The 25,241-nt window shown below is 43.2% G+C and carries 21 protein-coding genes; 19 read left to right on the forward strand and 2 right to left on the reverse strand.

The annotated features are described in order from the left end of the window. Nucleotides 1–11: 11 nt before the first annotated feature. The 16 genes from ACTWPX_RS11200 (at nt 12) to ACTWPX_RS11275 (ending at nt 17,780) form a co-directional block, all read left to right on the forward strand. Nucleotides 12–1,553, forward strand: a complete 1,542-nt coding sequence (locus tag ACTWPX_RS11200; protein WP_443119841.1) for a flagellar hook-associated protein 2 — start codon at nt 12–14, stop codon at nt 1,551–1,553. Between the two features lie 22 nt (nt 1,554–1,575). After that, nucleotides 1,576–1,965 (forward strand): flagellar export chaperone FliS, encoded by a 390-nt coding sequence (gene fliS / locus ACTWPX_RS11205; protein ID WP_443119842.1) that lies wholly within the window; start codon nt 1,576–1,578, stop codon nt 1,963–1,965. After that, nucleotides 1,965–2,315: a flagellar protein FliT gene (locus ACTWPX_RS11210; RefSeq protein WP_443119843.1), complete on the forward strand. Its 351-nt coding sequence runs from the start codon at nt 1,965–1,967 to the stop codon at nt 2,313–2,315. The genes fliS and ACTWPX_RS11210 overlap by 1 nt, the downstream gene beginning before the upstream one ends. A 13-nt stretch (nt 2,316–2,328) precedes the next feature. Beyond that, nucleotides 2,329–2,712, forward strand: coding sequence for a hypothetical protein (locus tag ACTWPX_RS11215; RefSeq protein ID WP_443119844.1), 384 nt, complete (start codon nt 2,329–2,331; stop codon nt 2,710–2,712). Nucleotides 2,713–3,268: 556 nt separating this feature from the next. Next, nucleotides 3,269–3,829, forward strand: coding sequence for a ribosome hibernation-promoting factor, HPF/YfiA family (gene hpf, locus ACTWPX_RS11220; RefSeq protein ID WP_128525981.1), 561 nt, complete (start codon nt 3,269–3,271; stop codon nt 3,827–3,829). 297 nt (nt 3,830–4,126) lie between these two features. Then, the gene (locus tag ACTWPX_RS11225) at nt 4,127–4,309 is read left to right on the forward strand and encodes a hypothetical protein (protein ID WP_443119845.1); all 183 of its coding nucleotides are present in this window, start codon (nt 4,127–4,129) and stop codon (nt 4,307–4,309) included. A gap of 121 nt (nt 4,310–4,430) precedes the next feature. Continuing rightward, a complete protein-coding gene (gene secA / locus ACTWPX_RS11230) occupies nt 4,431–6,950 on the forward strand; it encodes a preprotein translocase subunit SecA (protein WP_443119846.1) in 2,520 nt (839 codons plus the stop codon). A 67-nt stretch (nt 6,951–7,017) separates the two neighbouring features. Further along, nucleotides 7,018–8,122, forward strand: a protein-coding gene (gene prfB / locus ACTWPX_RS11235) for a peptide chain release factor 2 (protein WP_128525984.1) whose coding sequence is annotated in 2 segments (ribosomal slippage) — nt 7,018–7,089 and nt 7,091–8,122 — 1,104 coding nt in all. Because the reading frame shifts where the segments join, the coding sequence is not laid out codon by codon here. A gap of 233 nt (nt 8,123–8,355) precedes the next feature. After that, nucleotides 8,356–9,195: a YitT family protein gene (locus ACTWPX_RS11240; protein WP_443119996.1), complete on the forward strand. Its 840-nt coding sequence runs from the start codon at nt 8,356–8,358 to the stop codon at nt 9,193–9,195. Nucleotides 9,196–9,246: 51 nt separating this feature from the next. Further along, nucleotides 9,247–9,651, forward strand: coding sequence for a c-type cytochrome (locus ACTWPX_RS11245; protein WP_443119847.1), 405 nt, complete (start codon nt 9,247–9,249; stop codon nt 9,649–9,651). 237 nt (nt 9,652–9,888) lie between these two features. After that, nucleotides 9,889–10,575 (forward strand): cell division ATP-binding protein FtsE, encoded by a 687-nt coding sequence (ftsE, locus tag ACTWPX_RS11250; protein ID WP_128525987.1) that lies wholly within the window; start codon nt 9,889–9,891, stop codon nt 10,573–10,575. 258 nt (nt 10,576–10,833) lie between these two features. Then, nucleotides 10,834–12,333, forward strand: a complete 1,500-nt coding sequence (locus tag ACTWPX_RS11255) for a S41 family peptidase (protein ID WP_443119848.1) — start codon at nt 10,834–10,836, stop codon at nt 12,331–12,333. A 94-nt stretch (nt 12,334–12,427) separates the two neighbouring features. Continuing rightward, the gene (locus tag ACTWPX_RS11260) at nt 12,428–13,618 is read left to right on the forward strand and encodes a PDZ domain-containing protein (RefSeq protein ID WP_443119849.1); all 1,191 of its coding nucleotides are present in this window, start codon (nt 12,428–12,430) and stop codon (nt 13,616–13,618) included. Nucleotides 13,619–14,004: 386 nt separating this feature from the next. Beyond that, the gene (locus ACTWPX_RS11265) at nt 14,005–14,187 is read left to right on the forward strand and encodes a sigma factor-like helix-turn-helix DNA-binding protein (protein WP_443119850.1); all 183 of its coding nucleotides are present in this window, start codon (nt 14,005–14,007) and stop codon (nt 14,185–14,187) included. 350 nt (nt 14,188–14,537) lie between these two features. Next, the gene (locus ACTWPX_RS11270) at nt 14,538–15,380 is read left to right on the forward strand and encodes an ABC transporter ATP-binding protein (protein WP_128525992.1); all 843 of its coding nucleotides are present in this window, start codon (nt 14,538–14,540) and stop codon (nt 15,378–15,380) included. 324 nt (nt 15,381–15,704) lie between these two features. Continuing rightward, nucleotides 15,705–17,780, forward strand: coding sequence for a PAS domain S-box protein (locus ACTWPX_RS11275; protein ID WP_443119851.1), 2,076 nt, complete (start codon nt 15,705–15,707; stop codon nt 17,778–17,780). 186 nt (nt 17,781–17,966) lie between these two features. Here the strand turns inward: ACTWPX_RS11275 and ACTWPX_RS11280 are convergent, their stop codons facing one another. Then, nucleotides 17,967–18,614 (reverse strand): haloacid dehalogenase type II, encoded by a 648-nt coding sequence (locus ACTWPX_RS11280; RefSeq protein ID WP_443119852.1) that lies wholly within the window; start codon nt 18,612–18,614, stop codon nt 17,967–17,969. Nucleotides 18,615–18,892: 278 nt separating this feature from the next. On the opposite strand from ACTWPX_RS11280, the gene ACTWPX_RS11285 reads away from it, so the two are divergent. Then, nucleotides 18,893–19,774, forward strand: a complete 882-nt coding sequence (locus ACTWPX_RS11285) for a COX15/CtaA family protein (RefSeq protein ID WP_443119853.1) — start codon at nt 18,893–18,895, stop codon at nt 19,772–19,774. Nucleotides 19,775–19,908: 134 nt separating this feature from the next. Here the strand turns inward: ACTWPX_RS11285 and ACTWPX_RS11290 are convergent, their stop codons facing one another. Next, a complete protein-coding gene (locus ACTWPX_RS11290; protein ID WP_443119854.1) occupies nt 19,909–23,112 on the reverse strand; it encodes a DEAD/DEAH box helicase in 3,204 nt (1,067 codons plus the stop codon). A gap of 64 nt (nt 23,113–23,176) precedes the next feature. Between ACTWPX_RS11290 and ACTWPX_RS11295 the strand changes: the two genes are divergently transcribed. Together ACTWPX_RS11295 and ACTWPX_RS11300 are read left to right on the forward strand one after the other, a co-directional pair. Continuing rightward, nucleotides 23,177–23,299: a hypothetical protein gene (locus ACTWPX_RS11295; protein WP_443119855.1), complete on the forward strand. Its 123-nt coding sequence runs from the start codon at nt 23,177–23,179 to the stop codon at nt 23,297–23,299. A gap of 166 nt (nt 23,300–23,465) precedes the next feature. Continuing rightward, a complete protein-coding gene (locus tag ACTWPX_RS11300; RefSeq protein WP_443119856.1) occupies nt 23,466–25,055 on the forward strand; it encodes a peptide chain release factor 3 in 1,590 nt (529 codons plus the stop codon). Nucleotides 25,056–25,241: the final 186 nt, after the last annotated feature.

Consider the following 25,241-nt stretch of genomic DNA (forward strand, 5'->3'; position numbering starts at 1 on the left):
TGGGTGATTGAATGAGTGATATGCGTATTGGTGGACTCGCTTCTGGGATGAATACGGATCAGATTATCAAGGACTTGATGAATGCTGAGAGACAGCCGCTTAACAAAATGGAGCAGGACCGTGAATGGCTGACCTACAAACGCGATGCTTATCGTGATGTGAATAAACATCTTTCTGAGCTGGATACGATGGCTTTCGATATGAAACTAGAGCGTTCTTATAACTCTAAAGATGTAAGTTCTTCAGGTTCCGCTGTATCTGCGACGGCGTTGTCCAGTGCAGATGAAGGCAGCTATAAGATGGAAGTTTTAGAACTTGCAGAGGCTGCTTATAATTACAGTGAAAGTGGCATTAGTAACGGTGAGTTCGATCCAGATGACTCGTTGGAAAATCAAAAGGGTAACCTGGTCAATGGAATCACGCTTGATGATACTTTTTCCATTACGACATATGGAGAAGGCGGAGAGGAAACCACGGTCTCTTTCGACGTAACTGGAGACAAGTCTCTTAATGATATTCTTGGTGAGATCAACGACTCTGAATTGGGTGTCCGTGCCTTTTATGATAAAGGGGCAGATAAAGTGATGCTCGAGCGTACGGCGACAGGCGATTTCAATACAGATGAAAGCAAGTTTCTCGGAGCGGAAATCGGGTTTGATGGATCTTCAGCTTCATTCTTAGCGGATACACTCGGTATCAAAAATGGTAAAAATGATGGTACTGGATGGGAATTGAATGAGAAGGGCGGTACGGATGCCCGGTTCACTTATAACAATTCATTCGAAATGAGTTCCCACACGAATGATTATTCATTGAATGGTGTCAACTACACATTCAATGAAGTCGGCACCTCAACGGTCAGTGTCTCTAACAATGTTGATGATTCATTTGAAAAAGTGATGGATTTTGTTGAAAAATACAATGAAGTCATTGAGAATTTGAATGGGAAAACTGAGGAGAAGCGCTACCGTGATTTCCAGCCTTTGACTGCTGAACAGAAAAAAGATATGGAAGAAGAAGAAATTGAGTTGTGGGAAGAAAAGTCTAAAAGCGGTATGCTTAAAGGCGATTCAGTTGTCAGCGGTGCACTAAGCAGCATGCGCCAAAATTGGTATTCTCCTGTGGAGACAGACGGGGAATATAGTATGGCTTCGCAAATTGGAATTACGACTACTTCCAATTACCGAGAAGGTGGAAAGCTGGAAGTCGATGAGGATCAACTGCGTCAAGCATTGAGAGACAATCCTGATTCTGTTGCCAAACTTTTTTCAGGGACCGACGCCAATCCTGGCATCGCACGCCGCCTGGAGTCATCAATAGAGAACGCGACCAATTCCATCGAGCGGAAGGCCGGGAAGCCGACCAGTTTAGATAACAACTTCATGTTAGGAAAGCAAATTGAAAATATTAATGATGAAATGGATTCATTTCAGGATCGGTTGACATCCATTGAAAATCGCTACTGGCGTGAATTTGGTGCCATGGAACAAGCAATACAAAAAATGAATTCGCAGTCCGCCTACATTATGCAGAATTTCGGCGGTGGAATGTAACAATAAAAGGAGTGCTGGCTAGATGTCTATTCAAGCCTATCAAAATAACTCAGTGGAAACAGCTTCCCCGGGGGAACTGACGATGATGCTCTATAATGGGTGTATCAAGTTCATTAAAATTGCTAGAAAAGCAATCGAAAATAAAGAAATCGAGAAGAAAAACACCAATATCCAAAAGGCACAGAAAATCATCCAGGAGCTCATGGTTACAATGGATCAGCAATATGCCGTGACACAGGAAATCATGCCGTTGTATGATTACATGAATCGTCGTCTGTTGGATGCGAATACGAAGAATGATGTAGAAATTCTTGATGAAGTCCAGGGCCTTGTCGAAGAATTCCGCGATACGTGGAAGCAGGTTATTTTGGAGTCGAGAAAAATGCAGTATGGCCAGGGTGGCAATGCCTGATGAGTGTTTGGACTGAGTTTTCATCGATAACCAAGAAACTGGATGAGGTCGTCCACCAACAAGTGACCGAGAAGAATCGAACAGCTGTCATAGATGAAGTAGAGGTTCTTTTGGAGAAACGTGCTTCCATGCTTGAAAACTTGCCAGAGCCCTCCCGTGAAGAGAAGCCACTGGTAAAGGATGTCTTACAGCGTGACTTGAAAATCAATCAGAAGTTAGAGTTTCTTTTTGATGGATTGAAGGGTGACATGCGCAACATGAAAAAACAAAAATCCAGTAAGCAGCGCTATATCAATCCGTACCAAAGTGTGTCAGGCTATGATGGCATGTATTTAGACCATAAAAAGTAGAATAGGTGATTTTTTGTCAGAACTAACGTCAGATCAGCATCATATGCTAGAGCAATATGATCAGCTTTTGAACACGATCAGTGAAGGACTGGAATACTTAGAAAACAACATTACAGAAGAAGCTCCACCACAGACTCAGCAAGTTTTCGAAGATATGCTCCTTGGCCTCGAGCAGGTGAGCCGCAGTCATGACCAAATGGGAATCCTCTTTGAAGAGAGAGAAGAAGTGCAGCCTTTGATTGTCGATTTCCATGAGATTGTTCAACTCCTGCAAGGATGGTTTGAACTTGGAACGAATGAAGAAAAACGCCGGTTGTTAGTCGAGAAAGTCGTTCCAGCATATGAAACGTGGCGAACTCAAATGCAGGCGTTCGTAAAACCTTATATTGCTCATTGATCAAGTCAGGCGTCTACTTTTGGTAGGCGCTTTTTTTCGTTCGGACAGAATCTGGCATGGGTTGGACAGATTATCCGTGGTTCCGGACAAATAAACTGCTAGATTGGAGAGATTATTGGATTCCGTGGTCTGATTCTCCAAATCTATGGCTTACTTCCATCTATTTTTGGACAGATTACGTAAAAGCGGAAAGCCATTTCGATCGGTCAGTTGATAAATTCGACCTTTTGTCGCTCCCGTAGAGGGAAGCCCTAATATACTTAATAGTTTTGAGTGCATTAATTTATTCAATCATGTAGATAATTTGTCCGAAACATTTCTCAATCCTGCCAACCAATTACATAATCTGTCTAAACCGCCAAATCGTCCACAATCAGCTCTAATCATGGAAAAACCTATCAAATTCTGTCCGCAATTTCCCTTATCCTCCCGCCGTTTCATCACCTTCCAACAATTACCGACATAAATTTGACAAAATATTTAGAAAGTTTATGCAGGAATGCCTGTGGGTATGATAGAATATATATCACATAAGGATGAAAGGAGGACACTTCTAATGCTACAATACAACATTCGTGGTGAAAACTTGGAAGTGACGGATTCTATTAAAGAATATGTGGAGAAAAAGGTGGGCAAGCTTGAACGCTACTTCGACACTCCCCCGTCTTCTGAGGTACACGTTAACTTAAGTGTCTATAATGATGAGCAGACAATCGAGGTCACAATCCCGATGAAGAATCTACTTCTTCGTGCTGAGGAACATAACACAGATTTATACGCTGCCATCGACCTTGTGGTAGATAAATTGGAACGTCAAATTCGTAAGCATAAAACGAAGGTGAATCGTAAGTTCCGCCAAGAGGGTGCTCCGAAATACGTCTTTGCCGAACTGGAACGTGAGGCGCAGCAGGAACAGCTCCAACAAGAAGAAAGTGATTTTGATGTAGAAATCGTAAAAACGAAACGCTTTGACTTGAAACCGATGGATAGTGAAGAAGCGGCGCTGCAAATGGATATGTTAGGCCACAACTTCTTCGTCTTTACAAATGCGAATACTGATGAAACGAACATCGTTTATAAACGTCGTGACGGCCGTTATGGTTTGATCGAAACTTGATATTGATAGAATCATAGAGAAGCACTCCTGCTGTGGCAGGGGTGCTTTTTAAATGTTCACTGTCCGCCGTCCATTGTATCCCTGGACCAATTTTGCTCTTTTCTGTTTTGATAATAACTTGGAGTGTAATCGTCTCATAATATAAGTATCCATAAGTAGACTGTTTCTAAACGGGTTTTTGAAGTTTCACTTACAGAAAAAAGCCTTTTCAGCTTACCAGCGTCCCGAAATCACATATTCGCTCATTCGCGACCATTTCGCAGATATAGTATAAATGAACTAACAGGAGGTGAAACGATGATTTGTAAGGACTGTCATTACATTTATGAACGCTTGAAACAGCAGGAAGAGACCATTGCTCAACTCGTGAATATCATCGGAGCGACGAACCGGCGTCTGACGGAAATGGATCAACGTCAGCTTGGTTTTGATCATCATATCATCAGAGAACGGCCATCCGTTTTTACCACTTCTACATAATTATCTCTCCTGGGCCCTCCTGCCTGTCTCCTTTATTGTCAGCCTGCTTCTCTTAGTGTTATGATAATATATGGATTACACAATTCAACCGAAGATGGAAATCAATAGAGGAGCGGTTGCAATGCTTGGAACTTTAAAGAAAATATTTGGCGATGGAAATACGCGTCAATTGAAGCGATTGGAGAAAATCGCTGATGATATCGAAGCGATGGAATCGCAAATTGAAAAATTATCTGATGAAGAGTTAAAAAATAAGACAGAAGAATTCAAAGAACGCTATCAAAAAGGCGAAGAGTTAGATGATATGTTAGTAGAAGCTTTCTCGGTCGTCCGTGAAGGCTCTAAACGTGTGTTGGAAATGCGTCCGTTCAAAGTACAGCTGCTTGGAGCGGTTGCTTTACACGAAGGTAATATTGCCGAGATGAAAACAGGTGAAGGTAAAACCCTTGCCTCCACAATGCCGGCTTACTTGAATGCGATCACCGGTAAAGGTGTTCATATCATTACCGTGAACGATTACTTGGCAAGCCGTGACGCAACAGAAATGGGTGAGCTTTTCCAATTCCTTGGACTGACGGTCGGATTGAACTCCAACGGCATGTCCAAAGATGAGAAACGGGAAGCCTACAGTGCAGATATCACTTATGGTACGAACAATGAATTCGGGTTCGATTACCTGCGTGACAACATGGTGTTATACAAAGAACAAATGGTGCAGCGTCCCCTTCACTATGCCATCATTGATGAGGTTGACTCGATTCTCATTGATGAAGCACGTACTCCGCTGATTATTTCTGGGCAGGCTTCGAAGTCTGCGGATATGTATCAATCAGCCAATGCGTTCGTGCGTTTGCTTGAGCATGAAGAGGATTACACATATGATGAAAAAACAAAAAACGTCCAGCTGACAGAAGAGGGTATCAACAAGGCTGAGCGCTTTTTCAAAATTGAAAACTTATTCGACCTTTCCAATGTCTCCCTCATTCACCATATCAACCAGGGCTTGAAGGCTCACACGTCGATGCAGCGTGACACGGATTATGTGGTGGAGGACAATGAAGTTGTCATCGTCGACCAATTCACGGGTCGTTTGATGAAAGGTCGTCGTTATAGTGATGGACTTCACCAGGCGATTGAAGCGAAAGAAGGTCTGGAGATTCAAAATGAAAGCATGACATTGGCATCTATTACCTTCCAGAACTTGTTCCGTATGTATGACAAGCTGGCTGGTATGACAGGTACAGCGAAGACCGAGGAAGAGGAATTCCTCAATATTTACAACATGCGTGTCATCGTCATCCCGACCAACCGTGATATCGTCCGTGATGACAAAGCAGACCTTGTTTATAAGACGATGGACGGCAAATTCAAAGCTGTTGTCGAAGATATTAAAGAGCGTTATGAAAACGGGCAGCCGGTGCTTGTCGGTACGGTAGCTGTTGAAACCTCTGAAATCATCTCGCGTTATTTGAATAAAGCAGGTGTGCCCCACAACATTTTGAATGCGAAAAATCACTTCCGTGAAGCGGAAATCATTGAAAATGCCGGACAAAAAGGTTCTGTAACCATTGCCACCAACATGGCCGGTCGTGGTACGGATATCAAACTTGGTGATGGTGTCGTAGAAGTCGGTGGACTGGCCGTGCTCGGTACAGAACGTCACGAATCACGCCGGATTGATAATCAGCTTCGTGGTCGTGCGGGTCGTCAAGGGGATCCTGGTATGTCCCAGTTCTACCTGGCGACAGATGATGAATTAATGCGTCGTTTCGCATCTGACAACATCCGCGGAATGATGGATCGTCTCGGTATGGATGATTCCCAGCCGATTGAAAGTAAAATGATTTCCCGTGCGGTTGAATCAGCCCAAAAACGTGTAGAAGGAAATAACTTCGATGCGCGTAAGACGATTCTTTCCTACGATGACGTACTCCGTCAGCAGCGTGAAGTCATTTACCAGCAGCGTTATGATGTGTTGACTTCAGAGAACCTGCGTGAAATCATCGAAAAAATGATTGAACGTACAGTAGCGCAGAACGTTGATGTCCACACGAGCGATGATGAAGATGAAAACTGGGAGCTTGGAAGCATCGCTGAGTATATGCGTGCAAACCTGCTTCACGAAGGTGACATCACTGCAGACCACTTACAAGGAAAAGATCCGGAAGAGATGAAGGAACTGATTCTTGAAAAAGTGAAAATGCGTTATGATGAAAAAGAAGAAGAGCTGACAGCAGAACAGATGCGTGAGTTTGAGAAAGTCATCCTTCTTCGTACAGTCGATCAGAAGTGGATGGACCACATCGATCAGATGGATCAGCTACGTCAAGGTATCCACCTGCGGGCATATGGTCAAAATGATCCGCTTCGTGAGTATAACTTCGAAGGTTTCCGGATGTTTGAACAGATGGTTGCGAATATCGATGAAGAAGTTTCACGTTACGTCATGAAAGCGCAAATCCGCAACAACCTGCAGCGTCAGGAAGTCGCACAAGGAGCGAAAGCTGTCTCCGGCAGTGACGGTGAAGAAAGTAAAGAAAGCAAAAGACGCACCCCTTACGTGAAAAAGGACACCGCCGGTCGAAATGACCCATGTCCATGCGGAAGCGGGAAGAAATATAAAAATTGTCACGGAAAATAAGGGGTTGAGGCACTCTCTTCAAGGAGGGTGTCTTCCCTTGTTTATAGAATAAATAGGAGTGATCAGTATGGATATGGCAGAAATTCGTCATGAATTGGATAATACAGCTGAACGATTAGCGGACTTCAGGGGGTCTCTTTGACGTCGATCAAAGGAAAACCCGAATCGCTGAACTAGAAGAGCAAATGACAGAGCCGGGCTTCTGGGAAAACCAGGATACCGCACAAAAGGTCATCGATGAAGTGAATGGACTCAAAGGCCTTGTCCACACCTTGGAAGCACACGAAGAAACCCACGAAAACCTTGAAGTCTCTTATGAGCTTGTCAAAGAGGAAGATGACGAGGAACTGCGTGAAGACTTAGAAAAAGATGTCCAACAGTTAACTAAAGACTTGAACCAGTTCGAATTGAACATTTTGCTTAGTGAACCGTATGATAAAAACAACGCAATCCTGGAATTGCATCCAGGAGCAGGCGGAACAGAGTCCCAGGACTGGGCGAGCATGTTATTGCGTATGTACACACGCTGGGCGGAAAAGAAAGGCTTCTCTGTCAGCACGATGGATTACCTGCCCGGTGAAGAAGCTGGTGTGAAAAGTGTCACGCTTCTCATTAAAGGTCACAATGCCTATGGCTACTTGAAAGCGGAAAAAGGCGTCCACCGTCTCGTAAGGATTTCTCCTTTTGATTCTTCCGGCCGCCGCCATACTTCTTTCGTTTCTTGTGAGATCATGCCGGAATTCAATAACGAAATTGAAATCGATGTTCGCACAGAGGACTTGAAAATTGATACGTATCGTTCCAGTGGTGCTGGTGGTCAGCACGTCAATACTACCGACTCCGCAGTACGTATCACTCACACGCCGACGAATACGGTCGTGACTTGTCAGTCGGAGCGTTCTCAAATCAAGAACCGTGAACAAGCGATGAAGATGTTGAAATCAAAACTTTATCAGCTTGAGATCGAGCGCCAACAAGAGCAGCTTGATGATATTCGCGGCGAACAAAAAGAAATCGGATGGGGCAGTCAAATCCGCTCCTATGTTTTCCATCCATATGCAATGGTGAAAGACCACCGTACGAATACGGAAGTGGGAAATACACAGGGAGTCATGGACGGAGACCTTGATAAATTCATCAATTCTTATCTTCGTTCTAAAATGGATGCCTGATCGACCGGGAGACTCTCACTCAGTGGGAGTCTTTTTGGTCTGCATATAACTTTTTCTCAAGCAAAAGCTATCACGTACAATAACCTGTTCCTTTACCGTGTTAATACGTTATCCCGCTCTTATTTACAGGGGATAGAGCGAGTGTTATACTCCTTACGGTTTATTAGAGAACGTTCACATAGGGAGAGTAGAACAACATGATGATGATGGCAAAGAAATATCGCAGGGAACCGATGCCGCCGGTACTCAGACATACAATTGATTATGGTTTGGTTATCTTAGGGGCATTTTTCGTGGCGTTAGCATTTAATTTATTTTTATTACCCAATAATATTGCGTCCGGGGGAGTCGCAGGTGTCAGTACCATCACTAAAGGAGTATTCGGTTGGGAACCGGGAGTCGTGCAGTGGATCTTGAACATTCCTTTATTTATCATGGGCGTGGTCATTTTAGGGAAAAATTTCGGCTTCAAATCTTTCGTAGGGACGGTGACTTTACCCCTTTTCGTCCTGTTGACGAATGAAATGGCACCAGCGACACCTAATCCGCTGTTAGGAGCTATTTTTGGCGGTATGGGTGTAGGATTAGGATTGGGGATTGTTTTCCGTGGCCGGGCCTCAACAGGTGGAATCGATTTAGCGGCTCAGGTGCTGCATAAGTTCAGCCATCTTCCTTTAGGAATAAGTGTAGCGCTGTTAGATGGAATGATCGTGTTGACATCAGCCATCGTTTTCTCTTTGGAAGAAGGTCTATATGCGTTGATCGGCCTCTTTGCAACGAGCAGGACGATCGACTTTGTCCAGGTCGGATTGAATACATCGAAAAATGTGATGATCATTACGGAAGATGTCAATGAAGTGCGGGAAGCGATTTTCAAACAAATCGACCGTGGTGTGACGGTGCTGAGCGGTGCTGGAGGTTATACAGACAGAGAGCGACGTGTAGTGATGTGCGTCGTCCAGCAAAATGAATTCATCAAATTGACACAAACGGTCAAAATGGTTGATCCAGGGGCTTTTGTCGTCGCAATGAACGCGACAGAGGTGCTCGGGGAAGGTTTCAAAACGAGTTAACTGGGTTATAATATTTCTATATTCTAACAAAATTCCGAGGGGGATTTCGAAATGAAAAAGCTGATGTTTGCCCTATTCATGGGACTCATTCTTGTCTTAAGCGCCTGTGGGGGCGGCGGAGATGAAGAGAATGCAAATGACAACACAACAGAAGAACAAGAAGGCTCGGAAGAAAGCACAGAAGAAGGTGCAGATGAAGGATCTACAGATGGCGGAGACGGTGAGGCAGTAGACGCCCAGGCAGCGGAAGAGGTTTATCAAAACAGTTGTGCCAGTTGCCATGGTGGAGAGCTTGGCGGTGGCTTCGGTCCATCCCTGCAAAAGGTCGGTGCAGACCATTCTGCTGATGAAATCGTAGAAATCATTCAAAATGGTAAAGGCAGTATGCCGGCTCAAGAACAAGTTTCTGAAGAAGATGCTCAACTTGTAGCAAGCTGGTTGGAAACGAAAAAATAATATACTTAACAGAAACCTGGTCTTGTACCAGGTTTTTTTATGGTCAAATATGGCTAAGTATCCTCCATGAAATTCAATTTTCCATCGGCCATCTCTATCCCCTTTTAAGCAATTGAAAAAGAAATGTAATAATTTCATGTCTAAATTTATCGAATATTAATGTTATAATAGAGTTGTTTGTAAAAGAAGCTGAATAGATGTTTGTATAATAATAAATGAAATTAAGGTGATTCGCTTATGATAGAGATGCAGGGAGTATATAAAACCTATCCGAATGGAGTCACGGCTCTGAACGGCCTTGATGTGACAATAGATCAGGGAGAGTTTGTCTATGTTGTAGGACCGAGCGGGGCAGGAAAGTCCACGTTCACGAAACTGATCTACCGTGAAGAAAAACCGACGACAGGTACTGTTTTGATCAATGACATAAATACATCGACAATGAAACAGCGTAGAATACCTAAGCTTCGTCGTCAAATCGGCGTCGTTTATCAGGATTTCCGTTTGCTGCCTACATTGACGGTCTATGAAAACGTAGCGTTCGCATTAGAAGTGATTGAAGAACATCCTCAAAACATCAGGCGTCGTGTCATGGATGTCCTTGACCAAGTACGTTTGAAAAACAAAGCCCGCTTCTTACCGGATGAACTTTCCGGCGGGGAACAGCAGCGTGTTTCAATTGCCCGTGCCATCGTCAACCATCCAAAAGTAGTGATTGCCGATGAGCCGACGGGTAACCTCGATCCCGACACTTCCTGGGAAATCATGCACATCCTCGATGAAATCAATTCAGGGGGCACGACGGTTTTGATGGCGACACATAGTCAGGAAATCGTAAATACGATTCGCAGACGTGTCATTGCGATTGAAGATGGCATGCTCGTTCGTGACCAGAGTAACGGTGAATACGGATATGAATATTAGAAAACAAAGACTGTCTCCCATGCAGAGGCAGTCTTTGTTTTACATAATCAACGTTATTAGTTAATAACATGGGATAGGGGTGGCTCTTTCATCCAAAAATAGGTAGATAGATGTCTGACGATGTCCTATAATGAAATGGACATGCTGTAGACGATGGAAGCATATCTATAATTCAAGAAGGATCGTACATTTACGATGAAGGCGCTTTTTTGCTAGGATAGAGGCAATAGGGAAATCCATTATAGAAGGGTGAATGCGATGAATTTGAAACCGCGTTACGTTGCGCTGCTCATGGCGCTTGCGGTCCTGTTGGGAGCGGCAGGCTCTTACATAGGCATAGAATATTTTGCTGGTGGCGTGCAAGAAGAATCGCAATCGGACCAATACGCAGATAAAAATGCAGAAAATTTCGGGAGCTTGTCTGAAGAGGAACAGAAAGAGTTCTTGAAAGATATGTCAGGCAATGCTGATTTGAAAAAAGTAGAACAAGCTTATAACGTCATTCAAGAGAATTACGTAGAGGAAGTAGACAAAAAGAATTTGGTTGAAGGTGCTATCCAGGGGATGCTTGATACCTTAGAAGACCCTTACAGTGTGTACATGGATAAAGAGACGATGGAACAGTTCAACCAGTCGATTGAATCTACCTTCCAGGGAATCGGCGCCGAAGTGAGCATGGTCAATGATAAAGTGACTATCGTCGCTCCTATCAAAGGATCTCCGGCAGAAAAAGCCGGGCTCAAGCCGAACGACCAGATTTTGAAAGTGGACGGTGAGAGTGTCGAAGGTCTTGATCTTTACGAAGCGGTCTTGGAAATCCGTGGGGAAAAAGGGACCGAGGTGACGCTGGAAATCGACCGTCCTGGTGTGAGCGATCCGTTGAACATCAACATCACCCGTGATGATATTCCTTTAGAAACGGTTTATACCGATACGAAAACGATCGATGGGAAAAAAGCAGGAATCATCGAAATCACTTCTTTCTCTGAGAAAACGTCTGATGAGTTCCATAAGGCGTTGAAAAAACTAGAGGACGATGGGATGGAAGGTCTCGTCATCGATGTTCGTGGAAACCCTGGTGGATTATTTACAGACGTACAGGAAATTTTGAAAGAGTTCATTCCGGATGATCAGCCGATCGTTCAAGTAGAAGACCGCAGTGGAGAGAAATCCCGTTACTTTTCTGAAACGAAAGAAAAGAAACCATATCCAATCACTGTGTTGATGGATGAAGGAAGTGCATCAGCTTCTGAAATACTGGCCGCTACCATGCAGGAAGCAGGAGGATATGATCTTGTCGGAACGAAGAGTTTCGGTAAAGGAACGGTCCAGCAAGCGATCCCGATGGGTGACGGAAGTACAATCAAGCTGACATTGTACAAGTGGTTGACTCCAGAAGGCAATTGGATCCATGAAAAAGGAATCGAGCCGACTGTGAAGGTGAAGCAGCCGTCCTACTTCTATACGAACCCGGTGGATATTGAAGATCCATTCAAATATAACGATAATCATGAAAAAGTGAAAAATATCCAACAGTTGTTGAAAGGGTTAGGTCATGACCCTGGACGGACAGATGGATATTACAGTAAAGAAACCGAGGCAGCTGTCGAAGCTTTCCAAAAAGAAGCTGGTATCCCAGTAACAGGGGAAGTGGATGAAGAGACCGGTGGCAAGTTGGAAGAAGCCATCATTACTGAAGTGAGAAAAGAAGAGAATGACAGACAAATGCAAAAAGCGGTGGAGGTCTTGTTTCAATAAGCAGGAATTTGCCGGTGGATGACGAATTATATCCGTAGTCTATGACTGCGGATTTTTTCGTAGCCTGTCTGTGCTATTGTTTGAAAGGAGAATCATGTTGGACGTTTGGATATGGGAATTTGTAGAAGGCGGCGGCCGGATGTTCACCCTGCCTTTTTTGTACATAGCAATAATTATGATCATGATTTTATCAATGAAAAGAATAAAAAAAGAACGGGCAACATTCGGAACCCGTGTGTTTGAACGTTTTTCCGAATGGACAGGCACATGGGCTGTCTCATTGATTGCAGGTCTTTGTTTATCGATATTTACGGTAGGTGGAGGGATGGCCCTGTCCTTCCCTTTTCTTTTGATGACGGCTGTTATCATAATCATGTTTAGTCTTTCAGGAAAATTGAACTGGTACTCTCCAGCTTATACTTTAGGTGGCGCGTATCTTGTGCTGCTTCTGCTGCCATATATCCCGGGGGAGTGGCAGGATTACCCCTGGATGACACCCCTCCAAGAAACACCTCTAGCTGCCATTACGGTTCTATTGGGTTTTTTCTTGTTGGTAGAAGCGATTCTGATGTTGAAAACACCACCGACACAAACGTTTCCCGAGCGGACCAAAGGAAGCAGGGGAATGTGGATCGGTCAGCATAGGGGGAGGAAGATGGCTATCGTTCCCTTTTTCGCACTTGTGCCAGGCGGAAGTATTGAGCCTTTCGCTGATTGGTGGCCATTATTTACCATAGCAGGAGAATCTTATGGGTTGATCCTCGTCCCTTTCCTATTGGGATGGGAATGGGTCGTACGTGGCCAGGCGCCGGAGCAAGCTGCCAAAACACTTGGCAGACATACATTTTTACTGGCTCTCCTCGTCCTTGCTCTATCAATCGGCAGCTTTTTCGTCGAGATATTATCACTGGCAGCTGTAGTCGTAAGTCTGTTGGGACGAGAAATAATCCATATACTCCATCGCATGAGGGAAGAGAGACCGCCATTCTTTTCTTCTAATCCAAAAGGTGTGCGGATCCTTGGAGTCATTCCAGGCAGTCCGGCAGCTCAAATGGGGATGATTCCCGGAGAACTGATTGAACGGGTGAACGGGATGACTGTGAGAAGCGAAACACAATTTTATGAAGCTCTGCAGCAAACAGGGGCGTTCAATAAAATCGAAGTCAGGGACGAATGGGGAGAAAACCGCTACCTTCAGAGAGCGATGTACGAAGGGGAACATTATGAGCTTGGACTTGTTTTCGTCGAACCCCCGACTCATGAAGCATCAGTAGGATTTTTCTAGTGTGGGATTACTCCGGTAACTGTTATGATAGAGCCTAAAGGAAGTAAAGAAGTTTAAACAAGTGAACTTGTTTTTTTCCATGAAACCCCTTTATTATGGAGGGTGCATGTGTTCCTGATCAAATCCAATATAAAGCACCAACGTATGGACAGGAATATTCGAAAAAGTTATTTGGTAAATACCTATAAACAACAAATCTACAATTTAAAAAGATGGTGCATATAAAAATGAGTGACTTATCCATGATTACAAAAGAGGATGTTGCTTTTTATATGAGTATGTTAGAAGTCAGTAGGAAATCTCTTAAAAAAGATTGATATCAACGAGTTCCATTTTATGAATTACTTAAGAATCGCAACTCTGAGGAATATCTCAGGTTCATAAAAGTGTACAAGAGTATCCAATATGTTCTTGAAAGTAGGGAGCAGCTTGTACTGAATAGGATATATGGAGTTGATGCTGAAATAAAGACAATGAGTGAAATAGGAAAAGAAATTAATGTAACTTTAGAGCGTGTAAGGCAAATTCGGTACAAAGCACACCGAAAGATTGTACCGGAGTTAAATTAATATATAGTTATTTGAACAAGAAAAACGATGCAAAATAATAAGTATAAGCAAGGATTTTTTATGAGTCCAATACATCACTGACTCTCAGTAACATTGTGGAACAACCGCTGAATAAATTTAACGAAAGCCAGAAGTCTTCACATACAAGGCTTCTGGCTTATTTTGTTCTCATCCCTTCCTTGACCGCATACACTTTTCAAGGATTCACAATGAAAATGATTCTCAAAATCATTGACACAACGATAGCAACACCATAAACTAGATAATAGAGAAAACATAGAATACGTGAGTTTATATGCAATCCCCAACAGCGATAGATTTCGCGAGGACATAAAAGGAGAGGTCAGATTATGGATACCCTGTTGGCAAACAACTTGACTTTAGGCTATGGAGATTCCATTATCATAGATTCATTGGATATTACGATCCCGAAAGGTAAAGTGACTGTACTGATTGGTGGAAACGGGTGTGGAAAATCGACATTGCTCCGTTCAATGGCGCGTCTTTTGAAACCGAAATCAGGCGAAGTCGTTTTGGACAGTGAAGATATATCTAAAATGCGTACAAAAGATGTGGCTAAAAAAATGGCTATCCTACCTCAAAGTCCGACGACTCCTGAAGGCTTGAGTGTTTACCAGTTGGTTAAACAAGGTCGTTATCCTTATCAAGGATTCGCGAAACGCTGGTCGAAGCAGGATGAAGAAGCAGTCAATCGTGCACTTGAAGATACAAATCTGATGGAATTGAAAGAACGTTCGGTCGACTCTCTCTCTGGAGGGCAACGTCAGCGTGCTTGGATTGCGATGACCCTTGCCCAAAATACGGACACTCTTCTACTTGATGAGCCGACGACGTATTTGGATATGACGCATCAAATAGAAATTCTTGATTTGTTGTTCGATTTGAACCAGGACAACGGGCGCACAGTAGTCATGGTCCTGCATGACATTAATCTCGCTTGCCGCTATGCGGATCATATCATTGCAGTAAAAGATAAAACAGTCTTTACCCAGGGGAAACCTGAAGAGGTCGTTACATGTGATATGATGCAGCATGTCTTCGAAATGGTTTGTGACGTAAGAGAGGATCCACTTTTCGGTACACCGATGTGCATTCCTCATGGCAAGGGGCGTTGCCTGATCAAACAAGCGCAAGCAGAAGCTCAGACTCAGCAAAAACAATCGATTGTATAAATGTGATAAGCCATGCGGATTCGTCCGTATGGTTTTTTTGGTGTGTAGAAATTTAACAATAGGTTATGAAACTACTGCTATAGGTTTGCTTAAGCCTGATGAGGGACACCAGCTTTCTATTCCCGTTAATCAGGGTTTTTCCTATAATTTGGAACTTCATCTTGTGAGATATGGATATATTCGACTCTTTATAGAAAATTTTCATAGGTAAAAAGATGGAAATTTAATTTTCAGTTATGGGAAACTTAGTGTAGAATGATAATGAGAAGTGGTAATATTGTATACACATTTGTAAGAAACGATTAAAAGAATGAGGGGATATCCATGGAGCGAGTGAGAGATTTGTTTGATATAGGGATGATGAGTGATTTATCGGACCGCAACCCTTATGAGCAATTGTTACATATGCTGATGGATGGAATATCTGATTATATTTTTTTTATGGAAGTGGTCGATCGCAGACGTTTTAAATATGTTTATATGAACCATGCAGCACAGGCGCACTCCCCGATAGAAGGGGCAGAGTGGAATGGTAAATATATTGAAGACCTGCTTGGGCATGAAGAATCCAGGGATTTGATAGATTCATATGAAAAAGTAGTGGCAAAGAAAGAAGCACTTACGTTCGAAGATGAAATCACCATAAATGGCACTCTATTCAGAGGACATACAGTGTTGACGCCGACGATCAATGACGAAGGCAAAGTCACCCACATCGTAGCGATCACCCGTAACATTACGGAAGTGGTGAAAAAAGAACGGGACTTAGCCAGAATCAATGCCATTTACCGATCTTTGATGAAAAATACGACAGATGCGATCTTGATTGTTGATACGGATGGAAACGTGCTGGAAGCGAATCAGGCGCTTGAGGAACTTTATGGTTTTACAAAGAAAGAACTTCAATCCTCCACGTTTCCTTTCGTACCGGATGAAAGCAGGGAAGAAGCCGAGGGATTGATCGAAAAAGGGCTTAAAGGATTCGAAATATCCGGATATGAAACGGTAAGGGTACATAAAGATGGGAGCTTCATTGACATTTCTGTAACCGTTTCCCAGATTCAGAACGGAGAAGGAGAAACGATCGGAATCAGTGCAATCGTCCGCGATATCACTGAGGAAAAGAGAGCGACGAGGCGATTAGAAGCAAGCCGGTCGCGTTATCGTTCATTATTCAAGCATAATCCTCAATCGATTTTGAGGCTGACCTTTCAAGGAGAAATCACCAAAGCTAATAGAGCTTCTGTACGCCTTTTAGGAAAAGAGGAAGACCAGCTCCTGCATACGTCTATCCTTGATTGGGTTTCTGATCGTCAAGCCGGGGAGGTCAAGCAACAGCTGCTGAACACTTTTTTCAAAAAAGACATATGGTTTCAAACGAGTTTTTTTGTTGAAGGTGAGGAACGTCTTCTCTATGTGTTTCTTGTGCCGATCATCGATAAAGATCAAAAAGAAGGTATTTACGCCATCCTTGAAGATGTGACGGAAAAAGAAAAGGCACACGAGGCACTACGCCAAAGTGAAGAAAAATTCCGTTTGATCGCTGATCACTCAAACGATATGATTTCTGTTTTTGCTCCGTCGGGGAGTATGATGTACGCTTCCCCCTCGCATAAGAAGTTTTTCGGGCGTGATCCTATGGCCATGTCTCCACGCGAATTGAGGCGACAGCTGGACAAAGAGGATGTCATCCAACTTAATGCCGCATTCAATAATAGTTATGCCAGCCAAAACTCTTTTACCGTTTCAGTGAAGCTGACGAGCCAAAATGGGGAGCCGGTCTGGTTTGAATGCAGGGGTACACCAGTCGTAAGCGAACAGGGAATCGTGAGCCATTTCGTAATTGTTGCGCGTGATATTTCCAACCAGAAAACATATGAAGAAAAACTGGAACGGTTTGCTTTTTACGATTATTTGACTGATTTACCGAACAGGCGGTTATTTGAAGATCGATTAGTTCATGCGATTGCGCAATCCGATCGTACAAAGCAGACTTTTGCACTCCTTTATTTGGATGGGGATGGATTCAAGTCCATCAACGACCAGTATGGGCATGAAATTGGGGACGATTTCCTATGCCTTGTCGGAAAGCGCATGAAAGAATGTATCCGTGTGGGGGATTCTGTCGGTAGGATCGGTGGAGATGAGTTCGCCATCCTTTTAGAGAACATCCAAGACAGTGAGCAGGCTCGTGAAGTGGCAGGCCGTGCTTTAGAAAAGTTGAGAAAACCATACTACGTTAATGGACAGGAAATCGCTTCTTCCTTTTCTGTCGGTGTCGCTTGTTTTCCGGCTGATGGCCGTTCGTTGGACGATTTGTTCCGTTCTGCTGATCAGGCATTATATCAAGGGAAAAAACATGGGAAAGACCAGGTGTTATTATTTGAAGACATTCATTGAAAAAGGAGTCCTTAGGTGGACTCCTTTTCTCGTGATTGGGAACTAATAAGATAACTGAACGGTTAAAGTGCCTTGTTTAGTCTCTCGATCTTAAAAGACAATCGTTTTCGTGCAAGGAAGAGCGCTTTACTGCACCGCTTGTCTTATGATTACCGAGGCTGACTAAGGCGCTTGTACTTTTGTTTCTTATGGGATCTCTTTTAAGTTCTGGATGATGTGGGTGGGCTCTATACCAAGCTCCGGCCACTTCTGTTGTTTGCGGTTGACCCATGCGGTATGGAAGCCATAGGATGTAGCCCCCGCGATATCCCAGGGGTTGCTGGAAAAGAATAGGATTTCCTCTTTTTCGTAGCCGAGCTTTTCATGAGCATATCGATAAGCTTCTGCATGTGGTTTATATATTTGCACGTCGTCTGCGCTCAAAAGGCTGAACATAGAACTCAACTCGTTGTTCTCTAATAACGGCTCTAGCATCGAACGGGTGCCGTTTGAGAATATGGTGAACTTTTTATCTGGGTGATATTCAGAAAGTGAACTGACTTCGTCATAAGGGAGCAGTCTTTCATATTCATTCATTAATTCCTCGACGACTTCAGGCTTTACTGAAACCTCACTATACGCTAAGGCGTCCAGTAAAGCCCACCGTGTGATATCAGTGAATGGTTTATATTCATCCATCAGCTGGCGGACGAGAAAGTAATGAATTTGCCTATCTCGCCATTGTTGACTGATGAAAGGGCCCTGATCAGGAAAGAATTGATGGATCCTCTTCATCACACTGTGAACATCGAAAACTGTCCCATAGGCGTCGAATACATAGGCTTTATAGGTCATAAATAGTAAGCTCCTTTCTATGTGGAATACATTTCCCTTCACAAAAAATGATAAACAGGGGAAGTTAAGATGGAGATAGAAATACCCGTGGGTAGCAGCTTTTGAGTCGCTGTTAACTTCCCCCTATCAGGCATGGGAAAGATGGAAAATGGGCGTTCACAAAAAGTTCATGAGCTTGGAACGTCTTTTCCGTTCTCTATCTTTTGGTATTCATGATATGATTTACTGAGGAAGCTAATTATTATATCCCATGATTTAAATAGAGAAAGGGTAAGACGATGAAAAAATTCTCCATTCTGACTACATTCGTAACGTTTCTCGCACTCATCCTAGGAAATCTTGTCGTTGCGACAGATTCTGGAGATGCCTGCGGGACGTCATGGCCGTTTTGTAATGGTCAGGTAATCCCGGATTTTACGGATTATCATGTCCTTATTGAGTATTCTCACCGCATGATGGTACCATTATTGATTTTTCTGACAACCATTAATGCACTTGGAGCCATCTATAAATATCGAAAACGTAAACCGGTCCTTATTTTAGCGATTATGAGTTTAGGGTTGCTGATTTTCCAATCGATCATTGGTGGATTGAATGTATTGCTTGGTACACCGCCAGGATTCACAACCTTTGATGTTACTTTCAGCCAGCTGCTGTTGATCGTCCTTGTTTTGTTAAGTTACAGTTTGCATGAAAGTAAGATTGAATTGAGTCGGGAGAGCTGGTCTTCGATTTCCATGAGTTACCGTGCTTTTTTAATTGGTTACAGCATTTATGTATTCCAGGTGATCTTAGGGGCTTTCTTTAAGCATAGCCGGGCGAGCAATGTAATGTTGGATATACCAGCCATAGAGTATTTGATCAAGAGCGAAGCTGCTGCCAACATGATTTATTCCCTGCACTGGGTGGCTACTGTGGTCATCCTTGTAGCTGCGATCTGGTTTGTCATCTATGCTTCAAGGTTCAAGTATCATATTACATTGTCGTGGTTGTATTTAATCACTATTCTATTGAACGCAGTCGTCGGTTTTGTCATTGTTGTGACCGGAAATATCGTATTGGCCTCATCACTTCATATGATCATTTCCACGGTGACGATGGCAGTGGGCGCAAGTATTCTCGGAGGATACTGGTTCAAAATTCAAAAGAAAACTATATGAAAGGAAGCTGCCAAATGAAGGCAGCTTCCTTTTTGAATTAAAATGGTAATTACTGGATGACTTGAGGTGGAATAAAGTTCCACCTCAAGTCATCCAGTAATTACCAAATAAAAAAGAGCCATCATGGCTCTTTTTTATTTGAATAGTTGTTTGATTTCTTCTTCGCTTAGGGATGTGAGCATGGATTCTCCTGGCTGGATGATCTGGTCGACGAGGTCGCGTTTCTTTTGTTGCAGTTGGTAAATGCGCTCTTCGATCGTACCTTCAGAAATCATCCGGATCACTTGGACGACTTTCTCCTGACCGATCCGGTGGGCCCGTCCTGCTGCCTGTTCTTCAATGGCCGGGTTCCACCATAAATCATAAAGGATGACAGTGTCTGCACCCGTCAAGTTCAATCCAGTACCTCCAGCTTTCAATGAGATGAAGAAGGCATCTTTTTCACCTTCATTGAAGGCTTCAACCATTTCCATCCGTTTATCAGACTTTGTACTCCCGTCTAAATAAAATGCGTCGAGTCCTGTTTTTGCAAGCTCGTTATGCATCAACGTCAACATGCTTGAAAACTGGGAGAAAATGAGCAAACGGTGGCCGCCTGCCTTCAGTTCACTGGTAAGTTCCTTCAATTGTTCAAGCTTGCCGGACTGTCCTTCATAATTTTCTAAGAAAAGTGATGGGTGACAACAAATTTGTCTCAGTCTGGTAAGTCCTGCGAGTATTTCAATCTTCCCACGCTGAATTCCTTTTGTCGCGATCGTCTCCTGGATATCGTCCTGGATCCGTTCTAAATAAGCGAGGTAGACTTCTTTCTGTTCTCTCGTCAATTCGGAATACTGAACCGTGTCGATTTTATCCGGCAATTCGTCAAGCACCTCGGTTTTCATCCGTCGCAATATGAACGGGCGCGTCATAAGCGAGATTTTCTCAGGTTTTAATTGCGTGAACTTTTTCTTGCTTGTGAAAAAGCCTGGCATGATGGTGCGGAAAAGGGACCATAATTCTTGCAGAGAATTTTCGATCGGCGTACCACTCAATGCGAAGCGATGCTTTGCTTTAATGGATCTTACGGCAACTGCTGTCTTTGTCGTTTCATTCTTAATGGCTTGGGATTCATCCAATACCATCGCATGGAACTTCTGGTCTTTATATGCATCAATATCCTGCCTGAGAAGTGGATAGGAGGTAATCCACACATCCTTTGTGGGAGCATTGGCCAGGGCTTCCTGTCTCATTGTTGGATCCCCTGTGAGAATCTGTACCGATAAACCCGGGGCGAATTTTTCGATTTCTTTTTTCCAATTATAGACAAGGGAAGCAGGTGTGATGATGATAGCTGGCTCTGTCATTAACCCCTGTTTTTTCTCGTGCAACAAATAGGTGATCGTCTGGACCGTTTTTCCAAGTCCCATATCATCAGCGAGGACGCCGCCTAAGCCGTAATAGCTGAGCATCTTCATCCACCGGAAACCTGTCAGCTGGTAAGGGCGCAAATCTGCTTCGAGCCCTTGGGGTGGATCGATTTCAAATGACTGTGGTGATTTCAAGCGATCAACGAGCTCGTTGAACAATTGGTTTCTTTCCGCGTCACTTGGATGCAGCGCGTCTTCAACCTGCAAGCTTCTAGCTGTTGACAATTGGAATTGGTTGTTATCCAAGTCTGATGAGCTCAAGTCAAGTTCATCGACAAGATTTTGAAAACGTTCAAACGAATCCGATGTCAGTGAAAGAAGGGCCCCGTCAGAAAGTCGGTAATACTTTTTCCGTTCGATTACAGCCTTTAATGCCTCCGTGACATCATCAGAGCTGATCCCATCAATTTGGAAATTGATATCGAGCCAACTGCCATCACTTTCCAGTTCTACAGATGTTTGCAATTCATGATGCTCTTGATTGATCAATGATCGGACAGCAGAGGATAGATACACATCACTGTAATCTTTCAGTTTGGGCAGATATTCATGAAGAAAAACATCCAATTGGTCTTCATCCTCTATATAGACCACTTCACCATCAAACTTGAATTCAGCGGACTCTATGATTTGCATGATCTCTTGCTCAGTTTGACGATCACGACGAACGATCGTCTGTTCAGTGAGAGCTTTTTCATTGAATGGGTCAATGGATAAATCGCCATAATGGAATTTCACATCGATGGTCAGTGTCCATTGGGAAAAGTCCAAATAAGTTTCCGCGCGTAAGGGTTCCTGGATGATTTTCTGTTGGGCTGACGAGTCCAGGTTCACGTCAGCGATTGTTTCTAATTCAGGTAGAACATAGGATACAATGCCTTCCATATCATGATGGCTCACCGTATGGTTGCCGTTTGAATTGTAGGGAAGAAGCGTGTATAGAGTGCGAATCACTTCTTCCTTCTCCTGATCGATCGGATAGAAGGTTCCTTTTTTGAAAAGGAGATGATAGTCAGAAAGATAATCATAATCTTTCAGGTGGTTCATGTGCATATGAAAATGTCCACGCTCTTCAGAAACGTAGAAAGATAAATCGGGAAATTCCTCTTGATAGTCGATGAGGCCGGTTGTTTCCCCGCGTTCGACTACAACAGCCCGTTGTTCTTTTAAAAAAGGAAGCAGTTGATGGATAAGTCCTGGCGAAATCTTTAATATTTTTTGTTCGGCAGTATTCCATTGCTGCTCATAAAATTGTTCCTGCTCGTAGGAAGTCTGCAGAAGATGGAAAATCTCCCTGTCTGGTTCTGAAAGAGTATGTTCAGAAGGGTCATAAGTGAATTTCTTAGTGATTCGATAGGAGTGATCCTTGTGTATATGTTCAAGGAGTTCCCGAATATTCTTAATTACATAAGGGTACCCCTCACCAAGCTTAAGTTCGATCCCTAGACTTTTTGTACCTAGAATGGATTGAATATGAAGAAAGTATTGGATTTGTAAGGGTTTCTTTAAATCCTGTGCTCCACGATTCTCCTGGCGTTGGCGGAAAGCTTCAAACAAGCTTACTGCAAACATCCGGTCTTGATTCGGCATGTTGGTTGTTGTACGACTTCCCTCTTCTGCAAGTTTTGGAGCGAATTCTTCGAGTGCTTTTTCGCGGATGGCGATAAGGACAGCAGCAATATGCTTGCACGTGTAATAGGTTGCATAGGCCGCGCATTCACAAGTAGCTTCTACATCTTCATCTTCAAAAAAGAAAACGCGGACTTCATAGTCATGTGTCCCCGCTACGACCGCCCGCCATGATCGGATGGCGCTGTTATGAGAAAGTCCATAGACTTTACCTGTCTCAAAATATTGTTTCCCTCGAGTATAAAAAGTTTGCCCTGTGATTTTCTTTATATCATTTGGTTGTAATAAGTAACTCTGCATAAAATGGCATCCTTACTATCAGTTTTTATCCCCATTATAACAGGTTTGAAAAGCAGGGGAGAATATGAAAGTTCAAAAACCTTTCTACCAACCCCATAAACTTCCACCTCAAGTCATCCAGATTCTGGATGACTTGAGGTGGAAGTTTATGGAACATTTCTCAAGCTGGTTTGTCGGTTGTGATTGATTTTAATGGTGGGTTATGCTAACTTTCAGAGTATAACCAAAAAAATTCTGAGAAGACGCTTGTTAGTGTGAGCGCTTTTTTTATGGAGTGAATCGGCCGATGTAAAAACGTATATCCTACCTCATTCCAATATGTACAGAAATCTTAAACAATGGAGGATATCACGATGAGTCAAATACAAGAAGAAATGAAAAAGCGCCGTACGTTTGCTATTATCTCCCACCCGGACGCAGGGAAAACAACTATGACGGAAAAAATGTTGCTATTCGGTAACTTGATCCGTTCAGCCGGTACGGTCAAAGGTAAAAAATCAGGGAAATTCGCAACTTCTGACTGGATGGAAATCGAGAAACAACGTGGGATTTCCGTCACATCAAGTGTAATGAATTTTCCGTACAAAGGTTATCAAGTCAACATCTTGGATACACCGGGGCACGAAGATTTCAGTGAAGATACGTATCGTACCTTGACAGCGGTGGACAGTGTGGTCATGGTCATCGACGGAACAAAAGGAATTGAAGCCCAAACGTTGAAATTGTTCAAAGTTTGTAAAATGCGTGGCATTCCGATTTTCACTTTCATTAATAAAATGGACCGTGAAGGACGGGAGCCTCTGGATTTAATGGAAGAAATCGAACAGACTCTTGATATTGAGACATATCCTATGACGTGGCCAGCTGGCATGGGCAAACGATTCCTTGGCGTGTTTGATCGTGAAAATGAGCAATTTGTTCATTACACTGGAAACGAAGAGGAAAATTACATTTCTTATGACGACCTCGAGCAATATCCTGAACTGACAGAAAATGCAACATTCCAGGAAGCTCAAGAGGAAATGGAAATGGTAGACGAAGCGGGTGACACCTTTGACATGGATAAAGTGTTGAAAGGGGACCAGACACCTGTATTCTTCGGTAGTGCGTTGGCGCCTTTCGGTGTAGAAACATTTTTCAATTCGTTCATCGAAATGGCACCTGAACCAGCACCAAGAAAATCAACCGAAGGAGTCGTTTCACCTGAGCACGAAGAATTCTCAGGATTCATCTTTAAGATTCAAGCGAACATGAATCCACAACACCGTGACCGGATTGCTTTCGTGAGAATTTGTTCAGGTAAATTCGAACGTGGAATGAATGTCACCTTATCCCGAACAGGGAAAACATTCAAGCTTGCTCAGTCCCAGCAGTTCGTCGCTTCTTCACGAGGAACAGTCGAGGAAGGGTATGCGGGCGATATTATCGGAATCTATGATCCGAACGTCTACCGCATAGGAGACACCATTGTTACCGGTAAATCGAAGTTCGAATATGATGAACTGCCCCAGTTCCCCCCTGAACTATTCAAAAAAGTGACAGCAAAAAACGTCATGAAATCGAAACAGTTCCGAAAAGGGTTGGAACAGCTTGTCCAAGAAGGAGCCATACAACTGTTCAAGCGTTACCGTTTTGAAGATTATATTATCGGCGCCGTCGGTGAACTTCAATATGAAGTATTCGAATACCGGATGAAGAATGAGTACAGTGTGGACATTGAGCTGACTCCACTAGGCGAACGGATTCCACGCTGGTTGAAGGAAGATCAAGTGGATGAATCATTATTTGATGAACGAAATATGCTGGCAGAAGACAGAGAAGGAAATCCTGTCGTTCTTTTCAAAAATGATTTCTCACTCCGTTGGTTCCAGGATAAACACCCTAAGATTGAACTCACGGATTTATTCGAAGTAAACCAATATAATCAAACCTTTGAAAATTAATTTATAGAATGACCCTTGAAAGCACTCTGACTATCAGAGTGCTTTCTTTTGAGTTGTAAATGGAAATAAATGTTATACCTGAGGTGGGGAATTTTAGCACCTCAGGTATAACATTTATTACCAAAAGACTCCAAAACCGAATGTTTGTTCGTTTTATGTTAGAATGGTAAACTGTTGTGGTAAACT

Origin of the sequence: Halobacillus sp. H74, from assembly GCF_052246715.1 — a bacterium.
Taxonomy (GTDB): Bacteria; Bacillota; Bacilli; order Bacillales; family Halobacillaceae; genus Halobacillus; species Halobacillus litoralis_A.

Excerpts from the sequence above, each read along its gene's own strand:
- ACTWPX_RS11200 (WP_443119841.1), top strand. The coding sequence starts at position 12 with ATGAGTGATATGCGTATTGGTGGACTCGCTTCTGGGATGAATACGGAT.
- fliS (WP_443119842.1), top strand. The coding sequence starts at position 1,576 with ATGTCTATTCAAGCCTATCAAAATAACTCAGTGGAAACAGCTTCCCCG.
- ACTWPX_RS11210 (WP_443119843.1), top strand. The coding sequence starts at position 1,965 with ATGAGTGTTTGGACTGAGTTTTCATCGATAACCAAGAAACTGGATGAG.
- hpf (WP_128525981.1), top strand. The coding sequence starts at position 3,269 with ATGCTACAATACAACATTCGTGGTGAAAACTTGGAAGTGACGGATTCT.
- ACTWPX_RS11225 (WP_443119845.1), top strand. The coding sequence starts at position 4,127 with ATGATTTGTAAGGACTGTCATTACATTTATGAACGCTTGAAACAGCAG.
- secA (WP_443119846.1), top strand. The coding sequence starts at position 4,431 with ATGCTTGGAACTTTAAAGAAAATATTTGGCGATGGAAATACGCGTCAA.
- ACTWPX_RS11240 (WP_443119996.1), top strand. The coding sequence starts at position 8,356 with ATGCCGCCGGTACTCAGACATACAATTGATTATGGTTTGGTTATCTTA.
- ACTWPX_RS11245 (WP_443119847.1), top strand. The coding sequence starts at position 9,247 with ATGAAAAAGCTGATGTTTGCCCTATTCATGGGACTCATTCTTGTCTTA.
- ftsE (WP_128525987.1), top strand. The coding sequence starts at position 9,889 with ATGATAGAGATGCAGGGAGTATATAAAACCTATCCGAATGGAGTCACG.
- ACTWPX_RS11255 (WP_443119848.1), top strand. The coding sequence starts at position 10,834 with ATGAATTTGAAACCGCGTTACGTTGCGCTGCTCATGGCGCTTGCGGTC.
- ACTWPX_RS11260 (WP_443119849.1), top strand. The coding sequence starts at position 12,428 with ATGTTGGACGTTTGGATATGGGAATTTGTAGAAGGCGGCGGCCGGATG.
- ACTWPX_RS11270 (WP_128525992.1), top strand. The coding sequence starts at position 14,538 with ATGGATACCCTGTTGGCAAACAACTTGACTTTAGGCTATGGAGATTCC.
- ACTWPX_RS11275 (WP_443119851.1), top strand. The coding sequence starts at position 15,705 with ATGGAGCGAGTGAGAGATTTGTTTGATATAGGGATGATGAGTGATTTA.
- ACTWPX_RS11280 (WP_443119852.1), bottom strand. The coding sequence starts at position 18,614 with ATGACCTATAAAGCCTATGTATTCGACGCCTATGGGACAGTTTTCGAT.
- ACTWPX_RS11285 (WP_443119853.1), top strand. The coding sequence starts at position 18,893 with ATGAAAAAATTCTCCATTCTGACTACATTCGTAACGTTTCTCGCACTC.
- ACTWPX_RS11290 (WP_443119854.1), bottom strand. The coding sequence starts at position 23,112 with ATGCAGAGTTACTTATTACAACCAAATGATATAAAGAAAATCACAGGG.
- ACTWPX_RS11295 (WP_443119855.1), top strand. The coding sequence starts at position 23,177 with ATGAAAGTTCAAAAACCTTTCTACCAACCCCATAAACTTCCACCTCAA.
- ACTWPX_RS11300 (WP_443119856.1), top strand. The coding sequence starts at position 23,466 with ATGAGTCAAATACAAGAAGAAATGAAAAAGCGCCGTACGTTTGCTATT.